Source organism: Micropepsis pineolensis, assembly GCF_055392125.1.
The window spans coordinates 339,904-360,259 of record NZ_AP042408.1 but is presented as its reverse complement, the minus strand read 5'-3'; the positions used below and the strand labels follow the sequence as shown (position 1 = coordinate 360,259).

Sequence of the window (20,356 nt, the reverse complement as noted above, 5' to 3'; positions counted from 1 at the left end):
CGTGCTTAGGTGTTGCCCTCGCCCGCGGCCCGCGCGGCCTTCGGCAGCAAGGGCTTTAAGGGGGGCTTGATGCCGGGCTGGCGTCATCCACCCGTCCGCACGCGTTTGCGGCGCGTGCGGTTCAGATCAATTTGGTGTTATGGGGCCCGGATAGGGGCGGATTTTCAGGCGAACAGCTTGGCGATGCGGGCCTGAATGGCCGCGGCCGCGGCCTTGGGGGCTTCGGCCTTCAGGATCGGGCGGCCCACCACGATATAGTCGGCCCCCAGATTGAAGGCGTCTTCGACATCGACGGTGCGCTTCTGGTCATCCGCCACGCGGTTGACCACCGGGCGGATGCCGGGCACCACGACCAGAAAATTCTCGCCGACTTCGCCACGGATGCCATCGATTTCAAGGCCCGACGAGATCACCCCGTCACAACCCAGCGCCAATGCGCGTTTGGCCCGCGACAGCACCACCGCACGGGGATCGGCCTCAAAGCCCAGGGCTTTCATGTCGCCTTCGTCGAGGCAGGTCAGCACGGTGACGGCGAGAATTTTGGTATCGCCCTTGGCCCCGGCGGCGGCTTCCATGATGGCGTCATTGCCATGCACGGTGGCAAAGGTGACGCCGCGGCCCTGTAACTGGCGCACCGCGGCGGCCACCGTGTTGGGCACGTCAAAAAATTTCAGGTCGGCGAAGACTTTCTTGCCTCGGGCATTCAGCCAGTCGATCAGCTCGAAATAGCCGCCCGCCATGAACATCTCGAGGCCAAGCTTGTAGAACTGCACGCTATCGCCAAGCTCTTCAACGATCTGGCGGGCTTTGTCGGTGTCGGGCACATCCAGGGCCAGGATAAGACGGTCGGCGGCGGGGATGGACTTGTTCGACAGCATGGGAACCTCGTTTAAGGCTGTTTACGGAAGCGGGCAGCGTAGAAGCCATCCATGCCACCAAATTCCGCCAGATGGCAAGGCAGGGTGCGGATAGCCCCGTCGATCAGCCATTCATCATGGCCATAAAGTTCGTCGGCAGTGGCGGGAACCAGCGAAAATTCAGGGTGGGCGTGCAGGAAGGCGGCGGCCTGTTCCGGCCCCTCCTCGGCTTCCAGCGAGCAGACCGCGAACACCAGCAATCCGCCCGGCGCGGTCAGCTGCGCGGCGGCGTCGAGCAATTCGCCCGCAACCCCGGCGCACAGGGTGATGTCACTGGCCCCTTTGATCCAGGGCAATTCCGGGTGGCGGCGCAAGGTGCCGGTGGCACTGCAGGGCGCATCAATCAGCACCAGGGGGGCCGGTTCCAGATCCAGATCGCGTAAGTCTGCCGCAATGGTCTCGACTTCCAGCTTCAGGCGGGCGAGGTTTTCGCGTAACCGCTCCAGCCGGACCGGTTCACGCTCCACCGCGGTGACGATGGCCCCGGCGGTGGCCAGTTCGGCGGTCTTGCCACCCGGTGCGGCACATAAATCGAGCACCCGCTTGCCCGCCACATCGCCAAGCAATTTCACCGGTAAGGTGGCGGCGGCGTCCTGCACCCACCAGCCGCCTTCGGCATAACCGGGCAGGGTATCAACCCGCTGCGGCGCCAGGCGCAGCACCGGGCCGAACAGTGCCGTGGCACCATATTCGGCGGCAAACCCCGGCGGGGTGGTGCCAACAATATCGAGCGGGGCGGGTTTGAGCTGGGCCTCTATGATGGCGCGCGCGGTATCCTCGCCATAGAATTCGCACCAGCGGCTCCACAGCCAGTCGGGCAGATTGAGCGAAATGTCCTGCGTAGCGGTCATCGCTTTGCCTTCTGAGGCGATTTTGCGCAACACCGCATTGATCAGGGGCTTGAAATGCTTGGCCTTATCGTCGGCGGCGGCCAGCCGGTTGGCGGCATCGACGGCGGCATGGGCCGGGGCGTCAAGGAATATCAGCTCGCAGGCCCCCAGAAGCAGAATCTCCAGCGCCGGGCCGGATTTGTGCCGGGCCAGTGGCTTGGCCAGAAACCTGCCGATCAGCGCTTCAAGCTGGCCAAGGCGGCGTAAGGTTTCGCTGGTCAGGCGGCGGGCAAAATGGGCTTCGCGTTCCTCAAGCCCGTCGGTTACGCCAAGCACAGCTTCCAGCGGGCGGCGCTTGTCGAGCACCGTCGACAGCATGGCAAGGGCGGCAGCCCGCGCCGGGCTGGGCTTGGCAAAAGACTTTTGCCCCGCTGACATTTGGCCAGCAGATTGGGTTGCCCCCGGTTTTGAACCCGTGTTTTTCGATTTCTGCGGCGGACGGCTTGGGGCTTGGGGCAACTTCTATCTCCTGATTGCCCGGTTCTCTATCAGCCCCAGGGGCCGGGTGTATAGCCGGTTGCAGGCTTGCCAGCCATGGCACGCAGACGCGCGACGCGTTCTTCGGTCGGCGGATGGGTCGAAAACAGCCCGGCGATCGCGCCGCCGCTCAGCGGATTAATGATGAACATCGACGCGGTGGCCGGATGCTCGTTCGCCACCGTATTTTCGATCCGGGGGGCCGAGGAGGCGATTTTCTCCAACGCCCCGGCCAGCCATAACGGGTGGCCCGAGATTTCAGCCCCCGCCTTGTCGGCTTCATATTCGCGGGCCCGGCTGATCGTCATCTGCACCAGCATGGCGGCGATGGGGGCCAGCACCGCAATCAGAATGACGCCGACAATGCCCAGCGGGTTGTTACGGCGGTCCTCGCCCGAACCACCGAAAAAGAAGGCAAAATTGGCCAGCATCGAGATGGCACCGGCCATGGTGGCGGTCACCGTCATGGTCAGGGTATCGCGGTTGCGGACATGGCCCAGTTCGTGGGCCAGAACGCCCGCCAGTTCCTCGTCCGACAGCCGCTCCAGAATACCTGTCGTGGCGCAGACCGCGGCATGCTGCGGGTCGCGGCCGGTGGCAAAGGCGTTGGGCTGGGGATTATCCATAATGCAGACCCGCGGCATCGGCATCCGGGCGTTCGTAACCAGACGGCGGACAATGCCGTAAAGCCGGGGGGCGGTGGCCTCGTCCACTTCACGCGCACCATACATCGACAGCACGATGCGGTCGGAATTCCAGTAAGAGAAGAAATTCATCCCCAGCGCGATGAGGAACGCGATCATCATCCCGCCCGGCCCCCCGATCAGAAACCCGGCCGCCACGAAAATCGTGGTCAGCAGAGCCATCAAGAAACCGGTGCGCAGGGTGTTCACGGGGAAATCTCCTTCGGGAAGCGACTGTTGGGCCAAAATTGACGTGGGCCAGAATTGACGTGGGCCAGTATTGAGCGGGTTTTACGAAAAAGCTGCGGCCAAACGCTATAAGGGTGATGTATGCTGCGGTTCGGCCCCGTCAAGCCGCTAAGGTTCACATGCGCGAGAAAATCCTGTCGAAAAAGACGCTTACAGCCTCAGGCGCGGATGCGCCGCCCGATCCGGGGCTGGTTCAGACCCGGATTGCCGAAGCCGCCGCCCGGGCGCTGGCCGAAGCCGCTGCCCGCCGCGCCGCGCCCGCGAGCCTGCCGCCGGAAAAGGGTGGCCGCAGCGGCCCCGAGCCGACACGCTATGGCGACTGGGAGAAAAAGGGCATGATCTGCGATTTCTAACGCAACGTGCGCAAAAGTGGGGGAGGTTTTGAGGAGGCATGCCTTGCCCGCCCTCTTGCACGGCGGGCGACAAAGGTCCAAGTAGTGAAAGGGCTGTAATAGGTGAGTTTCTTAGTCAACTAAAGGTTTGCCATGTTCATTCAGACCGAATCGACCCCCAATCCGGCGACCCTGAAATTTCTTCCCGGTTGCGCGGTGCTGGGCCCCGGCCATGTCGCCGATTTCCCCACGGCGGCCGATGCGGCCCGCTCGCCGCTGGCACAGGCTTTATTTGAGACCGGCGCGGTTTCGCGGGTGTTCTTTGGCTCGGACTTTTTGTCGGTTACCAAGACCGCCAGCGACTGGGCCGATGTCAAACCGCTGCTCTTATCGCTGATGGTCGAGCATTTTCAGTCCGGCGTGCCGCTGATCGCGGCCCACGCCCAGGAGACTGACGGGCCGCAAAATGGCGATACGGGCGCCGGGGACAGCGAAGTCGTGGCGCAAATCCGCGAATTGCTCGAAACCCGGGTGCGGCCCACACTGGCCGCTGACGGCGGCGATGTTCAGTTCAAAGGCTTTGACGACAAGACCGGCACGGTGTTTTTACATTTGCGCGGGGCCTGCGCGGGCTGTCCGTCGGCCACGATGACCCTGAAGAACGGTATCGAGCGGCTTTTGACCCATTATGTGCCGGAAGTGAATGCGGTGCAGTCCATCTAAGTGGTGCTTTGGTGCCTGTAAGCCGTTAGCCTTTTAGCAAGCGAGGAACCCATGACCCGTACAGTTAACGACGATGCGCTGGCGATCCTGTTTCGTGAGGCACGCACCTGTAACGCCTGGACCGATAAAGCGGTCAGTCCGACCATTCTGATGGCGCTGTATGATCTGATGCGCTGGGGTCCGACCGCCGTAAACGCCTGTCCGGCGCGGATTCTGTTTGTGGCTTCGCCCGAGGCCAAGGCGCGGCTCAAACCCTTTTTAAGCGAAGGCAATGTGGTCAAGACCATGGCGGCGCCGGTCACCGCCATCATCGGGTATGATCTGGCCTTTGCCGAAACGCTGCCCACGCTTTTTCCCCACAGCCCGGCGGCCAAGGACTGGTTCGCTGATCCGGTCATGGCCGAGGAAACCGCCTTTCGCAGCGGCACCCTGCAGGGCGGTTATTTCATTTTAGCGGCGCGGGCACTGGGCCTCGATTGTGGGCCGATGTCGGGCTTCAACGCGGCGGGCGTCACCGGCGAATTCTTCGCCGGGACTAAGATTAAGGCCAATTTCCTGTGCAATCTTGGCTATGGCTCGCCCGAGGGTACGCATCCGCGCGCCCCCCGGCTGGGCTTTGACGACGCGTGCAAGATCCTGTGATGCGCATTCTGGCTGTTGATACCGCGTTGGGGGCCTGTTCGGCTGCCGTGCTTGTGGATAACCAGGTTTATCGCCGCTTCGTGACCATGGCGCGTGGTCACGCCGAAGCGCTGGCACCGATGGTAGCCGATGTCATGGCCGAGGCGGGGCTGGCCTATGCCGATCTTGATCGGTTGGCGGTCACGACGGGGCCCGGCACCTTCACCGGCCAGCGGATTGGCCTTGCTTTCATGCGGGCGCTGAAAGTTGCCACGGATAAGCCGCTGAACGGGGTAACCTCGCTGGCGGCGATGGCGGCGCAGGCGCTGGCCGAAGCCAAGGCCGAAACCTGTGCCGTGCTGCACGATGCCCGCCGTGACGAGGTCTATTTTCTGCTGGCGGGTTTAGGCGAAAGTGAACCAGAAGTGCTGGGTTTTGGCGCGGCGGTTGAGCGGCTGAAATCCTTACCCGGGCTGGTGCTGGCCGGTACCGCGGCACCTGCTGCGGCGGCGCTGTTGCCGCAAGCGGTTTTAAGCCCGGTTACCGCCCCTGATGCGCTGTGGGTGGCCCGTCTGGCGGTTGATTCGCCCCCTGCGGCGGAAGCCCCCGCCCCGCTATATCTGCGCCCGCCCGATGCCAAATTGCCCGGTGGCCTGCTGCCGGATGCGGCCCGTCCCGCATGATCCGGCTGATTGACCCCTCTCAGCCCTTGCCCGCGGCCGAGGCCGAAACCCTGGCGCAGATCCAGGCGGCCTGCCACAGCGACCGCTGGAGCGCCGGGTTCCTGACCGATTTACTGGGGCAGGATGGCTGTTTCGCGTATCTGGCCGGGGTGGCGGATGGCTTTATTCTGGTCCGTGTTGCCGCCGGTGAGGCCGAAATCCTTACCTTCGGCGTGGTGGATGCGTGCCGCCGTCAGGGCGTCGGGCGGGTTTTGCTCAAGGCGGCCGGGGCCCGGGCCGCTGCGCTGGGGGCCAGCCAGATGTTCCTTGAGGTTAATGTGACCAACGTCGCCGCCCTTGCGCTTTACGCCCAAATGGGCTTTAGCGAGGCTGGTCGCCGCACCGGATACTACCGGGACGGCAAAAATATTGCACAGGATGCTCTTGTCTTACGGGCGTTCCTGCCTTTACCTGAGGTCAAACAGCTTACAGTGACCCCGCTGGATAGCGTTCAAGCAGACGGCCTAGTGCCACAAGGGCGTGATGAAATGGTAACGCGGATCGAACAACTCTGCATCGACAAGGGTTTGCGCATGACGGAACAGCGCCGCGTCATTGCGCGCGTGCTGTCCAAGGCGGCCGATCACCCCGATGCCGAGGAACTGTATCGCCGTGCGGCCGCGCTCGATCCCAAGATCTCCATCGCCACCGTCTATCGCACGGTTAAGTTGTTCGAAGATGCCGGGATTCTCGAACGTCATGATTTCCGTGATGGTCGCTCGCGCTACGAGGAAAACCCCGAATCCCACCACGATCATCTGATCGATGTGCAGACCGGCCGGGTGATCGAATTCCGCGACGAAGAAATCGAAAAATTACAGCGGCGTATTGCTGAGGAGCTGGGGTTCGAGCTGATCGATCATCGCCTAGAGCTCTATGGCACGCCCAAGAAGCCGCGCTGAAACAGACGCTATGAATAAAGTTCGGGCCGCTGCGGTCGCTGTTTTTTTTGTTTTGATGGTGTTGTTTGCTGCGATTTGGCAGGGCACCTCGGTGAAATTCAAATGCCGGCGGCGCAAGAAATTTCCGCAAAAATTCCATAAAGTCTGGTGCCGGTTGTTCCGCATCCGCGTCCATGTCCTCGGCAAGCCTGCCGGCAAGGGCGTGCTGCTGGTGGCCAATCATCAGTCCTATCTCGACATTCCGGTGCTGGGCTCGACCTCGCGCATGGCCTTTGTGTCGCGCCACGATATCGCCAACTGGCCGATGGTCGGCATCATGGTCCGCCTGCAGGAGTCGGTGCTGATCGAACGCAAGAAACGCGGCAAGGTCGGCGAGCAGATGGATGCCATTCGCGAGCGCCTGGAAACCGGCGAGTCGGTGGCGATCTTTGCCGAAGGCACCACCTCGGCCGGTAATGGGGTGCAACCTTTCAAAAGTTCGCTGATGGCGGCGGCGGTCGGTGATGGCACCGACACCCCGGCCGGGCACAGTTTTGTTATTCAGCCGGTCTCGATCGCCTATGTCGGCCATCATGGCCTGCCGATCGGCTATGAAGACCGCGACCATTGCGCCTGGATCGGCGATGCCGATCTGGTGCCCCATGTCTGGAGCCTGCTCAAGGGCGGGCCGGTTGATGTGGTGGTGCAGTATCACGAGCCGATCCGCTATACCCCCGGGGATCGGAAAGAAGCCGCCAAGCTGGCCGAGGATGTGGTGCGTGCCGGTCTGCTGCGGGCCCCGGCGCTGTGGCGCGGCGCGGCGGCCTGAAATCCTGCAGCATGCCCGCCTGGCTTTTTTAAGATCTTGCACCCCGGCCCCGTAAGTTGTGCCCCAAAGACTGCCCCAAAGACCGACCTATGAAAAAACTCTATATCAAAACCTATGGCTGCCAGATGAACGTCTATGATTCCAACCGGATGATAGACGTATTGGCGCCGCTGGGGTTTGTTCCGACCGATACGTCGGATGATGCCGAACTGATCATCCTCAACACCTGTCACATCCGCGAAAAGGCGGCCGAGAAGGTGTTTTCTGAACTGGGCCGCTTGCGTCTTCTCAAGGAAGCCCGTGCCACCGAAGGTAAAAAAACCGTGCTGGCGGTGGCTGGCTGCGTGGCCCAGGCCGAGGGCGAGGAAATCGCCCGCCGTCAGCCCGCCGTCGATCTGATCGTCGGGCCGCAGGCCTATCACCGCCTGCCCGAAATGCTGGCCAAGCTGGCCCGCGATGGCGGTACGGCGCTTGATCTCGATTTTCCGGCGGTGCCCAAATTCGACACCCTGCCCGAGGCCCGTATTACCGGGGCGACAGCGTTCCTGACTGTGCAGGAAGGCTGCGATAAATTCTGCACCTATTGCGTGGTGCCCTACACCCGCGGCAGCGAATATTCGCGCCCCGCGGCGGAAATCCTGCACGAAGCCGACCATCTGGTGGCGGGCGGGGTGCGCGAAATCACCTTGCTGGGCCAGAACGTCAACGCCTATTGCGGTGCCGCGCCAAATGGTCAATCGGGCGGGCAATGGAGCCTGGCCCGGCTGATCCGCGCGCTGGCGGATCGCCATCCGGATTTACGCCTGCGTTATGTTACCAGCCATCCGCGCGATGTGTCCGATGATCTGATCGCCGCCCATGGCGAGATCGAAAATCTGATGCCCTATCTGCACCTGCCGGTGCAGTCTGGTTCCGATCCCGTGCTCAAGGCGATGAACCGTGGTCACACAGCGGCGGAGTATCTGAAGCTGGTTGATCGCTTCCGTGCGGCACGCGCGGATCTGGCGTTGTCGAGCGATTTCATCGTCGGCTTCCCCGGCGAGACCGATGCGGATTTCGCGGCAACCCTGAAGCTGATCGAGACCGTGGGTTTTGCGCAGGCCTATTCGTTCAAATACAGCCCGCGCCCCGGTACCCCGGCGGCGGGCGAGAAAAACCAGCTCGCCGAAGCGGTCAAGGATGCCCGGTTGCAGGAGCTGCAAAGCCTTTTGCTCAAGCAGCAGGATGCGTTCAAAACCTCCTGCGTCGGGCGGCGGCTGTCGGTGCTGTTTGAAAAGCCCGGTCGCAAAAAAGATCAGGCCGTGGGCCGCACCCCCTATCTGCAGCCGGTTCATGTCATGGGCGCGGCGGATCTGATTGGCAAACCCGCTGAAGTAGAGATTATTGCCGTGGGGCCCAATTCCCTCGAAGGTCGTTTGGAGCATTCGTCATGACCGCAGGACCAGCCGCGTTGACACTGGAATTTGCCGATAACGGGCTGATGGCCCGCTTGGCGGGGCCGGGTCAAAAGCATTTCGTGCGGCTGGAACAAAAGCTCGGCGTGCAGATTTCAACGCGCGGCAACCGGGTGGCAGTCACCGGCGAGGCCCGGGCCCGGGCTGGCGAGATCCTGCGCCGTTTCTATGTCCGTCTGGAAGCCGGCGAGCCGGGCCATCTGGCCGAGCTGGATGCCGAAATTCGTTTCGTGCTCGACGCCGCCCACAGCGATGGCCCGGTCAAAGCGGCGACGGTGATCCGCACCTCAACCGGCAAATCGGTCCGTGCCCGCTCCCCGCTGCAGGGGGCCTATCTCGATTCCATGGCCAAACAGCCGCTGACCTTCGGCATTGGTCCGGCGGGCACCGGCAAGACCTATCTGGCGGCGGCCTTTGGCGCCTCGATGCTCTATCGCCGTCAGGTCGACCGGCTGATCCTGTCGCGCCCGGCGCTGGAAGCCGGTGAACGGCTGGGCTTCCTGCCCGGCGATCTGAAAGAGAAGATTGATCCCTATCTGCGGCCGCTCTACGACGCCTTGTTCGAGGTGATGGGCGAGAACTGCAACAAGCTGATGGAACAGGGTGTGATCGAGGTGGCACCGCTGGCCTTTATGCGCGGACGCACGTTAAGCCGCGCCTTTGTCATTCTCGACGAAGCGCAGAATTGCACCACGGCCCAGATGAAGATGTTTCTTACCCGGCTGGGCGAGGATTCGCGCATGGTGGTGACCGGGGATCCGTCGCAAAGCGATCTGCCCGCCAGCGTTCCGGAAGGCTTGAGCGAGGCCTTGTCCATTCTGGATGGTGTCGAAGGGGTTGGCGTGGTGCGCTTTGGCGAAAAGGATGTCGTGCGTCATGCCTTGGTGGCGCGCATCGTTGCCGCCTATGATGCGGCGGGGCGTAAAAGTGCAAAGGCGGATGCCAAATCCAAAGGCAAAGGCAAATGAGCATCAGCGTGCAGATCGTTGACGAGGCCTGGCGTCCGGCGAAACTTACCGCCAAACTGCGCCGCGGGGCTGCCGCAGCGCTCGCCGAAATGGGCCGCAAAGGCGATGTGACCCTTCTGATGGCGGGCGATGACCGGCTGCACGAGCTGAATGCCGCTTTTCGCAAAATGGATAAATCGACCAACGTGTTATCGTTCCCGGCGAGCGCGCCGGAAGTCGCTGACGGCTATCTGGGCGATATCGCTCTGGCCTATGGCGTCTGCGCGCGCGAGGCGGCCGAGGCAGGCAAAACCCTGTCCGATCACGCCGTCCATCTGGCGGTGCATGGCACGCTGCATCTGATCGGTTTTGACCATATCGACCCGGCCGAGGCCGAGGTGATGGAAGCGGCGGAAATTTCCATTCTGGCAAAGCTGGGCATTGCCAACCCTTATGTGCTAAAATCCTCAGGACAATGAGCCAGACCGACCCTTCCCCATCTGAGAAGCTGCCGCTGTTCAAGAAACTGTCGCAGCTTTTGCACGGCGATGCCGCCGTGGCCATGCGTGAAAGCCTCGAAGAAGTTATCGAGGAAAGCGACCGGCAAAGTCCTGATTTTTCCGCCCCGGAACGCACCATGCTGGCCAATCTGCTCAAATTTGGCGAGCTGAAGGTCAAGGATGTCATGGTGCCGCGCGCCGACATCATTGCGGTGGAAGAAGGCACTTCGTTAACCGATCTGGTGCTGAAATTTCGCGAGGCTCAGCATTCGCGCCTGCCGGTCTATCGTGAGACGCTGGATGATCCCACCGGGCTGGTGCATCTCAAAAGCGTGCTCAGTCTGCTCGAGCCGGACGGCCCGCACCATTTCAAAATGGAAGACACGCCGATCCCTGCGATCCGCCACGACATTCTGTTCGTGCCGCCATCGATGCCGGTGCTCGATCTGCTGCTGAAGATGCAGACGCTGCACATCCATCTGGCGCTGGTGGTCGATGAATATGGCGGCACCGATGGCATGGTCTCGATCGAAGACATCATCGAGGAAATCGTCGGTGACATTACCGACGAGCATGACGAAGAAGCCCCCCACACCCAGGCCATGCCGGGTGGGGCGTTTCTGGCCGATGCCCGCATTGGGCTGGAGGATTTCAAGGCCGAGACCGGCATCGACATCCCGCTGAGCGAGGATGAAGAGGAAATCGAAACGCTGGGTGGGCTGGCGGTGGCCATTTTGGGCCGCGTGCCGCAGCGGGGCGAAATCGTCCACCATCCGGCGGGCTATGAATTTGAAATTCTGGAGGCGGACCCGCGCCGGGTCAAACGCCTGCGCATCCGTCCGCTCGACGGTACCGCCGCCGCCCAGACGGAATAATCGCAAGCGCTAGCGAAAGCACCCATCATGCATGCTTTGACACGGCTTCCCCTCTGGCTTGGGCGGCGTTCGCATCGCCAGCGTTTGGGCCTTGCCATTGTCGCCGGGCTGCTGTCGGCGCTGGGGTTTGCCCCGTTCGGGCTTTTTCCGTTTCTTCTGGCGGGGTTGGCGTTTCTGGTTCTGCTGATCGATCAGGCGGCGGCGGGCCCCCGCCCGATCCGCCATGCCGCGCTCTATGGCTGGGGCTTTGGCTTTGGTCAGTTTCTGCTTGGCCTGCACTGGATCGGCTATGCCTTCATGGTCGATGCCGCCGATCACGCCTGGCAATTGCCTTTCGTGGCGCTGCTGTTTCCCGGCGGGCTCGCGCTCTTCGTGGCGCTGCCCATGGCCGCCGCGGCCCGTTTCTGGCGGGCGGGTGTTAGCCGTGTGCTGGTGTTCGCGCTGGCCTATGGTTTGAGCGAGTGGTTGCGCGGCCATCTGTTTACCGGCTTTCCCTGGAACATCGCGGCCTATGGCTGGGGGGCGTCGCTTGGCGTGATGCAAAGTGCGGCGGTTTTCGGGGCCTATGGCCTGTCGTTACTGACGGCCTTGTTCGGCGGCGCGCTGGCGCTGCTGACAGAAGAAAAGCGCTGGAAGCTGCCGGTGGCGCTGGCCGGGCTGTTTGCCGCCTTCTTCATCGGGGGAACGATCCGTTTAAGCCTGATCCCTCCGGCCAATGTGGCAGGGGTGAATTTGCGGCTGGTACAGCCCAATATTCCGCAGGCGGAGAAATATCGCCGCAATCTGATCTTACGTAACTGGGAACGTCTGGTCAGCCTCAGCATGGCGCCGGGGCCGCGGCCCACCATTGTGTTGTGGCCCGAAGCCGCGCCGCCCTTTCTGATCGATCCCGACAGTCTGGCGATGGAATGGATCGCCGATCTGAATGCCCGGGGCAGCATGCTGATGACCGGCGCAGTGCGGGCCGATGAAAGCGGCGCAAAACCGACCTATTATAACAGCCTGCTGATCTTTGCCGGCGCCAGGCGTCTGGCCGCCTATGACAAGGCTCATCTGGTGCCGTTTGGCGAGTATCTGCCGTTCGAGGAAACCCTGAACCAGTGGGGCTTGCAGAAGCTCACCGGTATCAGTGGCAGCTTCGGCCGCGGGGCGGGGCCGCAAACCTTTACTCTGCCGGGTGTCCCGGCGGTCGGTCCGCTGATCTGCTACGAGATCCTTTTCCCCGGCGCGGTGGTGGGTGATGTGCGCCCGGGCTGGATCGCCAATGTCACCGACGATTCCTGGTTCGGCCCCTGGGCCGGGCCGCGCCAGCACCTTCTGGTGGCGCAGATGCGGGCGATCGAAGAAGGTCTGCCGGTGGTGCGTGACGCCAATACCGGGATAAGCGCTGTCATTGATCCGACGGGGCGAATCACTTCGCGGCTCGGGTTGAATGTTGGTGGTGTACTCGACGCTAAGTTGCCGCTCGCGCTGGCCCCGACACCCTTTGCTTTGTTCGGTTCCGCGTGGTTTTGGGGCTTATGGCTTTGCCTTTTACTTATCACGGTCGTTTTTTACAGAAGAAAATGACGCATTGGTCGAGCAATTCGATATTCAATCTTTTCGTCACCCCAATGAAGCGTCTATGTTGAATTCGAGTTCACCTCGTATTTGTGTAGAAAACCTTGCCAAAAAAACAAGCCAACCCGATCGACGCCCAAGTAGGTAACCGACTGCGTTTGCGCCGGATGATGATCGGTATGAGCCAGGAGCGTCTTGGCGATCTTCTGGGGTTAACCTTCCAGCAGGTCCAGAAATACGAAAAAGGCGTCAACCGCATCGGTGCGGGCCGTCTGTTCGAAATTTCGCGGATTCTGGGTGTGCCGGTTTTCTACTTCTACGAAGGGGTGGCTGATCAGCTGGCGGAAGCGCCGGGTTTTGCGGAGAACGATTCGCCGCCGGTACTGGAGTTTGTCTCCAGCGGCGAAGGCTTGCAGCTTTCGCTCGCCTATATGCGGATCAAAGATCCTAAGGTGCGCAAGCGCGTGCTCGATCTGGTCAAATCGCTGTCCGAAGAAGCACAGTCCAAAGACCAGCCCCAGGCGTAACGGTCGGGGCTTAAGGCTTTGCCGCGCCTTTATTCCTTCTTCAGCCGTTAGTCTTTCGGGCGGGCCGCTTTTTCTTCCAGCCCGGTCTGGCTTTCGCGCGCCTGCAGTGCGGCATAGACCTCGTCCGGCGTTACACCGGTTGCGGCCCACACCACCAACAGATGGTAGAGCACATCAGCCGATTCCGAGACCACGCCGGCCCGGTCGCCGGTGGCGGCCGCCAGTGCGGCCTCGACTCCCTCCTCGCCGAGCTTCTTGGCGCAGCGCGCTACCCCCTTATGCAGCAGCTTGGCAGTGTAGGACGTCTCTGGCGAGGCGCCCTTGCGGCTTTCGATCGTGGCAAACAGGCGGTCGATGGGGTGCTGGCTCAACATCATTCTCCGATACGGGGCTGGCGACAGCTTTAACGCTTTTAGGTGTCGGTCAAAAGTCCCACTTGTGCATAATTACAGATTGCTCTATCGTACAGAGTGTTCTGAAATGGAGATCCTGATGACGCTTACACCTGCAGAAGCGGCCAGCCACCTCAAGGAGGCCGAGGCCATGCAACGGCGCAGTGCCCGCGCCTATGGCTATCGGTGTTTCTCGCCACACCTCATTTTGTGGGGCATTGTCTGGGTGTTGGGATATGGCGCGACATATTTCTTTCCGCATGCGGCCAATCTGATCTGGCCATGCCTGTGCCTGCCAGCGTGGTTTCTGTCGGCCTATCTTGGCCAGAAAAACCGGGTGCGGCAGCCCGCTGGGTATGGCTGGCGTATGCTGGGACTGATCGGGGCCATCTGCATCTTTTTCGTGACGCTGTATGCGTTGATCGGACCGGTTACGGGGCCGCAGGCGGCGGCTTTACCGGCTTTTGTTGTTGGTCTTGTCTATTTCGGTATTGGTATTTGGACAAAACCTCGCCTCGCGGTCACTGGGGCGGTGATTTACCTGCTGACCTTGGGGGGCTATTTCCTGCTGGCACCGTATTTCCTGCTGTGGATGGCACTGGTGGGTGGCGGTGGTCTGATCCTGGGCGGGCTGTGGATGCGCAAAGTATGATGGAACAACCCGACGGTCTTATTCACCAGCCGGTGCGGCTCAAAATCATGTCGGCTTTGCGCGCCCTGCCCGATGGCGAGGCCATTGAGTTCGTGCGCCTCAAGTCAATCGTGGGAGCAACCGAGGGTAATCTGGGCGCCCATATCGGTACGCTGGAAGCGGCAGGCTATGTGGCCGTGACCAAGGATTTTGTCGGCAAGCGTCCGCGGACCCGCATTGCGCTGGTGCACAAGGGGCGGCGGGCGTTTGAGGACTATATCGTTTTCTTACGCGGCCTTATCGATCCGGGCGTCTGAATCTTAAAAACACCCACCTTGCGGCGGGTGTTTTACTTCACAACGGCACGCCGTTGGGCCAATGCTTTAATTCCGACTCGTAAAGGAATTTCTTCATATCGGTCATGCGCTGAGGGTAGAGAATGCCGTCGAGATGGTCGCATTCATGTTGCACCACGCGGGCATGAAAGCCGGTGGCCTCGCGCTCGATCACCTCGCCGGTCAGGCTTAAGCCGCGATAGCTGATGTGCCGGGGCCGTTCGACATAGCCACGTAAGCCCGGTAGCGACAGGCAGCCCTCCCACAGCCCTTCGGGGGTATCGTCCAGCACGGTGATTTCAGGGTTAATCAGCGCCGTCAGCGGTGCGCAGGCGCGTGGGTCGGCGGCTGTCTGCACGCCCGGCTCGGTGTTGCGGTCGGCCGGGGCGGCGAAAATCACCATGCGGACAGGCACAAGCACCTGCGGGGCGGCCAGCCCGGCGCCTTCGGCATCGGTTAGGGTCTCAATCATATCGGCTGCCAGGCGGTGAATGGCGGCCGCAGTCGGATCGGTGATGGCGGCGGCAGGCTGCCACAGCGCGGGGTGGCCCATCCGGGCGATTTTCCCAATCATAGCGAGAGACTCATCGTGAATGCTTAAGTGGCTCGGCGTGCTGCCAGCATAGCCATAAGCACGGTATTTGGGAACCAGATGCGTGCCTAAGTGGTCGCAATGCGTAAAAATGCTTATTTTCTCAGGGGTAAAAGCAAAACTTTGGCCCATCTGTGTGGACAGCGCGCCTGCCTTCTGATATTTAGCCGCCCCACATTAGTAAAAACCGTCCAGCCGGAACCGAAGGAGTTGGCCCTTTGCAGATCATAGTTCGCGACAATAATATCGACCAGGCGCTGAAGGCGCTGAAGAAGAAGATGCAGCGCGAAGGCATCTTCCGCGAAATGAAGCTCCGGGGTCACTACGAGAAGCCGAGTGAGAAGCATGCGCGCGAGCGGGCCGAGGCGATCCGTCGCTACCGCAAACTGCAGCGCAAGCGTCTGCAGCGCGAAGGCTTGCTGCCGAAATAATTTCCGTATCGGTTTGCGCCTCTCTGCCATCGGCAGGAATGACGGCGCGGTGGATGACGGAAAATAAGGGCCGCCTGTTACAGGGCGGCCTTTCGTGTTTGTGCTTTGCCGTGCGGTGTTCCGCTACCGGGCAAGGGACCTCACGGATCGTTCGGCGGTAACAGCCCGGCGATCATGGACTGGTGAATCGGGTTTTGCCACAGCGCCAGCGCACGGCTTAAGCGTGCCTCAAAATCCGGCGGATCATATTGCAGACCGCGGGCCAGCGGCGTGCCGGCCTGGGCGTCGCCGGCCATGGCGGCAATGGCGCGGCCACTATCCAAGGGTGTTTCAAAAAAGTCCGACAGCTGGTTCATCACCGCAGCCGGATCGCGGATCAGCGCCTCGTACCGGATCAGGTGGCACTGGCTGCGTTCTTTCAGGAAAGACAGGCAGCTGAGGCCCTGTAAATACTGACTAATCAGCTGAGTCGGTTTGCAGGGAAAGCTGCGTAAGGTCGATCTGGCCCAGCCGGGAAAGTCGCGATACAGAAAGAGACTTTTGCGGGCTTCGGGAAACAGCGCCATCAGCGGACGCACCGCCATGGAGACATCCGAGCGGAGTTTGATCACCAGTTTGCCGCCGTCTGCCAGTGTGGTGGCAAGGTCGGCGGTCATATGCTGCAAGGTGGGGCCAATCGCGGCGTAAAGGCCTTTGGGGTCGGTATCAAACAACATACTGGCGGTGAACTGGGTATAAAAATCCGGCTCTGAAACCGCGGCCATCCCCGCCGCATTCAGCATCTGACACAGCAAGGTGCTGCCGCAGCGTCCCGCCGAGAACAGAAACAGCGGGGCCACAGCCATCGGTTGGTGGTGCCAGGGGCGGAACTGGGCCTGTGCGGCGCTGCGTCGGGCATAGAGATAATAAAACGGGGCCGTACGGGCGGTGCGGGCATCAAGCCCGCCCAGATAGACGATCTTGCGGGCCGGAATATCGAGGCAGTAGGGCAAGGCCTTTGGGTATTGATCCGCTGTGGCAGACCGGTGCGGGCCACAGGTGAAATCGGCCGTCGAGGCGCAGACAAAGTTATCCTGATTATGGCGGGCGAGAATGGCGGCCTGTTCTATTGTGACCCGTGACCGTGGTGTGGGTAGCGGAGACGTTGGGGCGGGCCCGCTACTTTTGTCCCCAGTATGGCTGTGGTCCGAAGCGATACGCATCGATGATCCGTGGACGGATTGCATCGCTCATAAAAGCGCAGAGCTGTCGGCTTGGTTTGCCCACAAACGGGAAAAATGTATCGCTTTGTCTTGCTACCGCCACATCTGCCGCAGGTTGGTGCAAACGCGAAGCCTGCGCCTCAGGCTCAGACTTCGTGGCAGGCGCAATCCGGGCAGACCTCGGTCTCGATCGTGATGTGGCTCAAGCCGGGATAGCGCAGGGTCAGCTGGTGTTTGATCTCGTCCGCATCCAGCGGGCTGGCCGCGATGAGCGACAGGATCAGGCCACGATGGCCCGGCCCCAGCCGCCAGAGGTGAAAATCATTGATGGTGACGGCGAAGCTGCGGTTAAGCCATTCTTTGATGTTGTGGGCCAGAGCGGGGTCGTCTTCCACATCCAGCAGCACTTTGGCGCTGTCGCGCATCAGGCCAATCGACCACAGCCCAATCATCACCGCACCGACCAGACCGGCCAGCGCATCGGCCCAGGCAATCTGGAAGAAATAGCCCGCCAGCAGTGCGGCGATGGCCAGCACACTGGTCAGTGCGTCGGTCACGACATGAATATAGGCGGCCCGCATATTATTGTCGGTGGCGTGGCTATGATCGTGGTCATGATGGTGGTCATCATCATGGTCATGACTGTGGCCATGGCTATGACTGTGGCTATGGCCGTGGCTGTGCGGTGTGTGCAGCAACGCGGCACTGATGATGTTGATCAGAAGGCCGATCACCGCGATGAACAGGGCCTCGCCATAGGCAACCTGTTGCGGGGTGATGAAACGCCACAGTGATTCGGCCGCCACGCCAAGCCCCAGAATGCCCAGCACGATGGCACTGGCAAAGGCCGACAGATCGCCAAACTTGCCCGATCCGAACGAGAAATAGCCCGCACCATTGTAGCGGCGGGCCAGCGCATAGGCGAGCGCAGCAAGGCCCAGCGCCCCTGCGTGGGTCAGCATGTGAACGCCGTCAGCCAGCAGGGCCATCGAGCCGTATATGAGCCCGGTGGTGATCTCCACCACCATGAAGACGACCGTCAGTGCGGTGACCAGTGCGGCGCGTTTTTCTGCCTGACCGTGATCCTGGCCAAGGAAATGGTGTCCGTGGGTATAGCGGTCGTGATCATGGGAGGTGGGCTCAGTCATGATCTGAAAATAACTCGCAAGAGCCGCCTTGGCGAGCGTTTTGTCGTCACAGCAATCCTCCCGCTCAGCCCGGGGGCGGGCCGTGCATATAGCTTTCGACCAGCGAGCCGGCAATCAGCCGCCAGCCATCCACCAGCACAAAGAAAATCAACTTGAACGGGACAGAAATGATGATCGGGGGCAGCATCATCATACCCATACTCATCAGGATCGAGGCCACCGCCATATCGATGATGAGGAAGGGCACATAAATCAGAAAGCCAATTTCAAAGGCCCGCTTGAGCTCGGAAATCATAAAGGCCGGGGCCAGCGTGGTGATTTTGATGTCCTGCGGCGCCTTGTCCTTTTCGCCCGACATATCGACGAACAGTTTCAGGTCAGCCTTGCGCACATGCTTGAGCATGAACTGCTTCATCGGCACTTCCGAGCGGCTAAGCGCCTCCTCGGTCGAAATCTGATTGGCCATCAAGGGCTTGATGCCGGCACTATAGGCGTCGTTAAAGGTCGGCGTCATCACGAACAGCGTCAGAAACAGCGACAGGCTGATCAGCACCGTGTTGGGCGGGGTGGTCGACGTGCCCAGCGCGGTGCGCAGGATCGACAGCACCACCACGATGCGCACGAAACTGGTCATCATGATGAGGATCGACGGCGCCACGCTTAAAATCGTGATCAGCGCGATGATCTGCATCATGCGGTCGGTGAACAGTCCGCCGCCGGAAAAATCGATCGATAGGCCGCTGTTTGCCGCCGGTGCGGCAAGGGCCGCACCGCTGCAGATCAGCCCTGCCAGTGCAACCAGACCCGCCCAGCGGGCGATGCGCCGACCCTTCATACCGTTGGCCCCCCATCCTGTGGCGGCGGGGCGTTCGGTGGCGTTTTGTGCAGATACATGGCGATGTTTTGCTGAATCTTTTGTAGGGTTCGGGCCGTGATGGCGGCAAAAAGGGCGCTCAGGGGCGCGCCCTGAAGTGACGGGGCCTTAAGCTGCTGGCCCTGCACATCCGGTCCTGTCGGCGCATCGGTCTGTGCCGGGGATGCGGGCGCTGGATCTACTGGCACATCTGGCGGTGCGGGGATGTTGCTCTCGATCACACTGGTCCCTTCCGGGCCGATCAGCACCAGATGCTCCACATTGTCGCGGCGGATCAGGCAGACCCGTTGGCGCGCCGAGACGATGACGGTTTCCACAATACGCAGGCGGCGCACACCGGCAGGCTTAACCAGCCCGGGCAGGCCGAATCGCTTTGCGCCATAGGCGGCAAAGCCGATTAACCCCACCACCAGCAGTAATGCGCCAAAATAACGCCACAGATCGATTACGTCCATTGTGTATCGGTGTAAGAATCCCCGTCCCTATCAAAGGCCGTCATGTTTAATCCGGCGTTAAAGCGGGGTAGGTATACCGGGTAGTTGTTGCCGGTGGGCAATTTTTATTAGGCAAAATTTCACTGGGAAGATTTTTCCTAGTTTGTTAAGTCAGGCTTAATTGTTATCGCGCAGCATGGCACGGCTATTGGGGGGCATCATCCATAGGATGGGGTTAAGCGAGTTTTCGCCATGGATATGACTGACGTTCCGCTTTTTTCGATGTTGAAGCAGCGCATGGGCTGGCTCGGCCAGCGTCAGGGCGTGCTGTCACAGAATGTGGCCAATGCGGATACCCCGAAATACACGCCTAGCGATCTGAAGCCGATCGACTTCGAGAAAGAGTTGCGTACGGCCAGTGCCCCGGTCGGTAACGGCGTCTCAATGGCCGTGACCAATGCGATGCACATTCCGTCACAGCATCACACGCCCGCGGCCAAGCAATTCAAGGTCCGGGAAAAGGAAACCGATCCCTTAGGCAATTCGGTTTCGCTGGAGGAGGAGATGATCAAGGTCTCCGATACCCAGGCGCAATATCAGGCCGCCAGCGATCTCTATGCCAAGGCGATCACGATGATGAAGACCGCGATCAAGAGCAGCAGCTGATTTTTTCCGATTGAATGTGGGCGAACAGGTAACGGAGAGAGTGTAAGATGGATTTCACCACCACCATGGCGGTTTCGGCGTCCGGTCTGCGGGCCCAGTCTGACCGCATGAAGACGCTGGCGGAAAACATCGCCAATGCCAATTCCACCGCGACCACACCGGGCGGCGATCCCTATCGCCGTCAGATCCCGGCGATGAAGAGCGCGTTCGACAAGGAACTGGGTGTCAGTGTGGTCAAGTCGGATAAGCCGGTGGCCGATCAGACACCGTTCCCGCTCAAATATGACCCCGGCAACCCGATTGCCGACCAGCAGGGCTATGTCAAACAGCCAAACGTGCAGAGCCTGGTCGAAATCATGGATATGAAGGACGCCCAGCGCTCCTATGAAGCGGGCCTCAGCGTTATGGATGTGACGAAGAATATGCAGTCGCAGACCATCAATCTGCTCACCAAATAAGCGCAG

General features: G+C 61.1%; 26 protein-coding genes and 1 pseudogene. 18 read left to right on the top strand and 9 right to left on the bottom strand.

The genetic code is table 11. From position 1 onward, the window contains the following. Positions 1–164: 164 nt before the first annotated feature. From pyrF to htpX, 3 genes are all read right to left on the bottom strand, one after another. Positions 165–878 carry an orotidine-5'-phosphate decarboxylase gene (gene pyrF / locus ACZ5RI_RS01625; protein WP_464514370.1) on the bottom strand — a complete coding sequence of 238 codons (714 nt, stop codon included), beginning with the start codon at positions 876–878 and terminating at the stop codon, positions 165–167. 11 nt (positions 879–889) lie between these two features. Continuing rightward, positions 890–2,185, bottom strand: a complete 1,296-nt coding sequence (locus tag ACZ5RI_RS01620) for an RsmB/NOP family class I SAM-dependent RNA methyltransferase (protein WP_464514369.1) — start codon at positions 2,183–2,185, stop codon at positions 890–892. 110 nt (positions 2,186–2,295) lie between these two features. Next, positions 2,296–3,177, bottom strand: a complete 882-nt coding sequence (gene htpX, locus ACZ5RI_RS01615) for a zinc metalloprotease HtpX (RefSeq protein WP_464514368.1) — start codon at positions 3,175–3,177, stop codon at positions 2,296–2,298. Positions 3,178–3,335: 158 nt separating this feature from the next. Here htpX and ACZ5RI_RS01610 point away from each other — a divergent pair, with 158 nt between their 5' ends. The 13 genes and pseudogenes from ACZ5RI_RS01610 to ACZ5RI_RS01550 all read left to right on the top strand — a co-directional run bounded on the left by ACZ5RI_RS01610 (position 3,336) and on the right by ACZ5RI_RS01550 (position 13,187). Further along, entirely contained in the window at positions 3,336–3,569 is a 234-nt protein-coding gene (locus ACZ5RI_RS01610; protein WP_464514367.1) for a DUF1674 domain-containing protein, read from the top strand. Between the two features lie 132 nt (positions 3,570–3,701). Continuing rightward, entirely contained in the window at positions 3,702–4,271 is a 570-nt protein-coding gene (locus ACZ5RI_RS01605) for a NifU family protein (RefSeq protein ID WP_464514366.1), read from the top strand. Between the two features lie 51 nt (positions 4,272–4,322). After that, positions 4,323–4,913, top strand: a complete 591-nt coding sequence (locus ACZ5RI_RS01600) for a malonic semialdehyde reductase (protein ID WP_464514365.1) — start codon at positions 4,323–4,325, stop codon at positions 4,911–4,913. After that, positions 4,913–5,575: a tRNA (adenosine(37)-N6)-threonylcarbamoyltransferase complex dimerization subunit type 1 TsaB gene (tsaB, locus tag ACZ5RI_RS01595; protein WP_464514364.1), complete on the top strand. Its 663-nt coding sequence runs from the start codon at positions 4,913–4,915 to the stop codon at positions 5,573–5,575. Before ACZ5RI_RS01600 ends, tsaB begins: the two co-directional genes overlap by 1 nt. Next, positions 5,572–5,895, top strand: a pseudogene (locus tag ACZ5RI_RS01590) (GNAT family N-acetyltransferase); the annotation flags it as partial. The gene tsaB and the pseudogene ACZ5RI_RS01590, both read left to right, overlap by 4 nt. Positions 5,896–6,102: 207 nt before the next feature. Continuing rightward, the gene (locus ACZ5RI_RS01585) at positions 6,103–6,516 is read left to right on the top strand and encodes a Fur family transcriptional regulator (RefSeq protein WP_464515522.1); all 414 of its coding nucleotides are present in this window, start codon (positions 6,103–6,105) and stop codon (positions 6,514–6,516) included. A gap of 10 nt (positions 6,517–6,526) precedes the next feature. Next, positions 6,527–7,324: a lysophospholipid acyltransferase family protein gene (locus ACZ5RI_RS01580; RefSeq protein ID WP_464514363.1), complete on the top strand. Its 798-nt coding sequence runs from the start codon at positions 6,527–6,529 to the stop codon at positions 7,322–7,324. 89 nt (positions 7,325–7,413) lie between these two features. Beyond that, entirely contained in the window at positions 7,414–8,757 is a 1,344-nt protein-coding gene (miaB, locus tag ACZ5RI_RS01575; protein ID WP_464514362.1) for a tRNA (N6-isopentenyl adenosine(37)-C2)-methylthiotransferase MiaB, read from the top strand. Next, positions 8,754–9,746, top strand: coding sequence for a PhoH family protein (locus ACZ5RI_RS01570; protein WP_464514361.1), 993 nt, complete (start codon positions 8,754–8,756; stop codon positions 9,744–9,746). The genes miaB and ACZ5RI_RS01570 overlap by 4 nt, the downstream gene beginning before the upstream one ends. Beyond that, positions 9,743–10,204, top strand: coding sequence for an rRNA maturation RNase YbeY (ybeY, locus tag ACZ5RI_RS01565; RefSeq protein WP_464514360.1), 462 nt, complete (start codon positions 9,743–9,745; stop codon positions 10,202–10,204). The genes ACZ5RI_RS01570 and ybeY overlap by 4 nt, the downstream gene beginning before the upstream one ends. Next, a complete protein-coding gene (locus ACZ5RI_RS01560; protein ID WP_464514359.1) occupies positions 10,201–11,100 on the top strand; it encodes a hemolysin family protein in 900 nt (299 codons plus the stop codon). Before ybeY ends, ACZ5RI_RS01560 begins: the two co-directional genes overlap by 4 nt. Positions 11,101–11,136: 36 nt before the next feature. Continuing rightward, positions 11,137–12,669: an apolipoprotein N-acyltransferase gene (gene lnt / locus ACZ5RI_RS01555; RefSeq protein ID WP_464514358.1), complete on the top strand. Its 1,533-nt coding sequence runs from the start codon at positions 11,137–11,139 to the stop codon at positions 12,667–12,669. Positions 12,670–12,764: 95 nt separating this feature from the next. Next, entirely contained in the window at positions 12,765–13,187 is a 423-nt protein-coding gene (locus ACZ5RI_RS01550; protein WP_464514357.1) for a helix-turn-helix domain-containing protein, read from the top strand. Positions 13,188–13,234: 47 nt separating this feature from the next. On the opposite strand, the gene ACZ5RI_RS01545 is transcribed toward ACZ5RI_RS01550, so the two are convergent. Further along, entirely contained in the window at positions 13,235–13,561 is a 327-nt protein-coding gene (locus ACZ5RI_RS01545; RefSeq protein ID WP_464515521.1) for a phosphoribosyl-ATP diphosphatase, read from the bottom strand. Positions 13,562–13,679: 118 nt separating this feature from the next. On the opposite strand from ACZ5RI_RS01545, the gene ACZ5RI_RS01540 reads away from it, so the two are divergent. Continuing rightward, positions 13,680–14,231 carry a hypothetical protein gene (locus tag ACZ5RI_RS01540; RefSeq protein WP_464514356.1) on the top strand — a complete coding sequence of 184 codons (552 nt, stop codon included), beginning with the start codon at positions 13,680–13,682 and terminating at the stop codon, positions 14,229–14,231. Further along, complete coding sequence (locus tag ACZ5RI_RS01535; protein WP_464514355.1) at positions 14,228–14,527, top strand: winged helix-turn-helix domain-containing protein; 300 nt, start codon at positions 14,228–14,230, stop codon at positions 14,525–14,527. Before ACZ5RI_RS01540 ends, ACZ5RI_RS01535 begins: the two co-directional genes overlap by 4 nt. A gap of 37 nt (positions 14,528–14,564) precedes the next feature. Here ACZ5RI_RS01535 and def read toward each other — a convergent pair whose 3' ends face one another. Next, positions 14,565–15,119 (bottom strand): peptide deformylase, encoded by a 555-nt coding sequence (def, locus tag ACZ5RI_RS01530; protein WP_464514354.1) that lies wholly within the window; start codon positions 15,117–15,119, stop codon positions 14,565–14,567. 236 nt (positions 15,120–15,355) lie between these two features. On the opposite strand from def, the gene rpsU reads away from it, so the two are divergent. Next, complete coding sequence (gene rpsU, locus ACZ5RI_RS01525) at positions 15,356–15,568, top strand: 30S ribosomal protein S21 (RefSeq protein WP_464514353.1); 213 nt, start codon at positions 15,356–15,358, stop codon at positions 15,566–15,568. Between the two features lie 140 nt (positions 15,569–15,708). On the opposite strand, the gene ACZ5RI_RS01520 is transcribed toward rpsU, so the two are convergent. The 4 genes from ACZ5RI_RS01520 to ACZ5RI_RS01505 form a co-directional block, all read right to left on the bottom strand. Continuing rightward, positions 15,709–16,770, bottom strand: a complete 1,062-nt coding sequence (locus tag ACZ5RI_RS01520; protein ID WP_464514352.1) for a hypothetical protein — start codon at positions 16,768–16,770, stop codon at positions 15,709–15,711. Positions 16,771–16,916: 146 nt separating this feature from the next. Continuing rightward, the gene (dmeF, locus tag ACZ5RI_RS01515; protein ID WP_464514351.1) at positions 16,917–17,918 is read right to left on the bottom strand and encodes a CDF family Co(II)/Ni(II) efflux transporter DmeF; all 1,002 of its coding nucleotides are present in this window, start codon (positions 17,916–17,918) and stop codon (positions 16,917–16,919) included. Between the two features lie 64 nt (positions 17,919–17,982). Then, entirely contained in the window at positions 17,983–18,753 is a 771-nt protein-coding gene (fliP, locus tag ACZ5RI_RS01510) for a flagellar type III secretion system pore protein FliP (RefSeq protein ID WP_464514350.1), read from the bottom strand. Next, positions 18,750–19,247 carry a FliO/MopB family protein gene (locus tag ACZ5RI_RS01505; protein WP_464514349.1) on the bottom strand — a complete coding sequence of 166 codons (498 nt, stop codon included), beginning with the start codon at positions 19,245–19,247 and terminating at the stop codon, positions 18,750–18,752. The genes fliP and ACZ5RI_RS01505 overlap by 4 nt, the downstream gene beginning before the upstream one ends. 231 nt (positions 19,248–19,478) lie before the next feature. Here ACZ5RI_RS01505 and flgB point away from each other — a divergent pair, with 231 nt between their 5' ends. Together flgB and flgC are read left to right on the top strand one after the other, a co-directional pair. Further along, a complete protein-coding gene (flgB, locus tag ACZ5RI_RS01500; RefSeq protein WP_464514348.1) occupies positions 19,479–19,892 on the top strand; it encodes a flagellar basal body rod protein FlgB in 414 nt (137 codons plus the stop codon). 47 nt (positions 19,893–19,939) lie between these two features. Next, on the top strand, positions 19,940–20,350 hold the full coding sequence (flgC, locus tag ACZ5RI_RS01495) for a flagellar basal body rod protein FlgC (protein WP_464514347.1): 411 nt from the start codon (positions 19,940–19,942) through the stop codon (positions 20,348–20,350). The last annotated feature ends 6 nt before the right edge of the window (positions 20,351–20,356 follow it).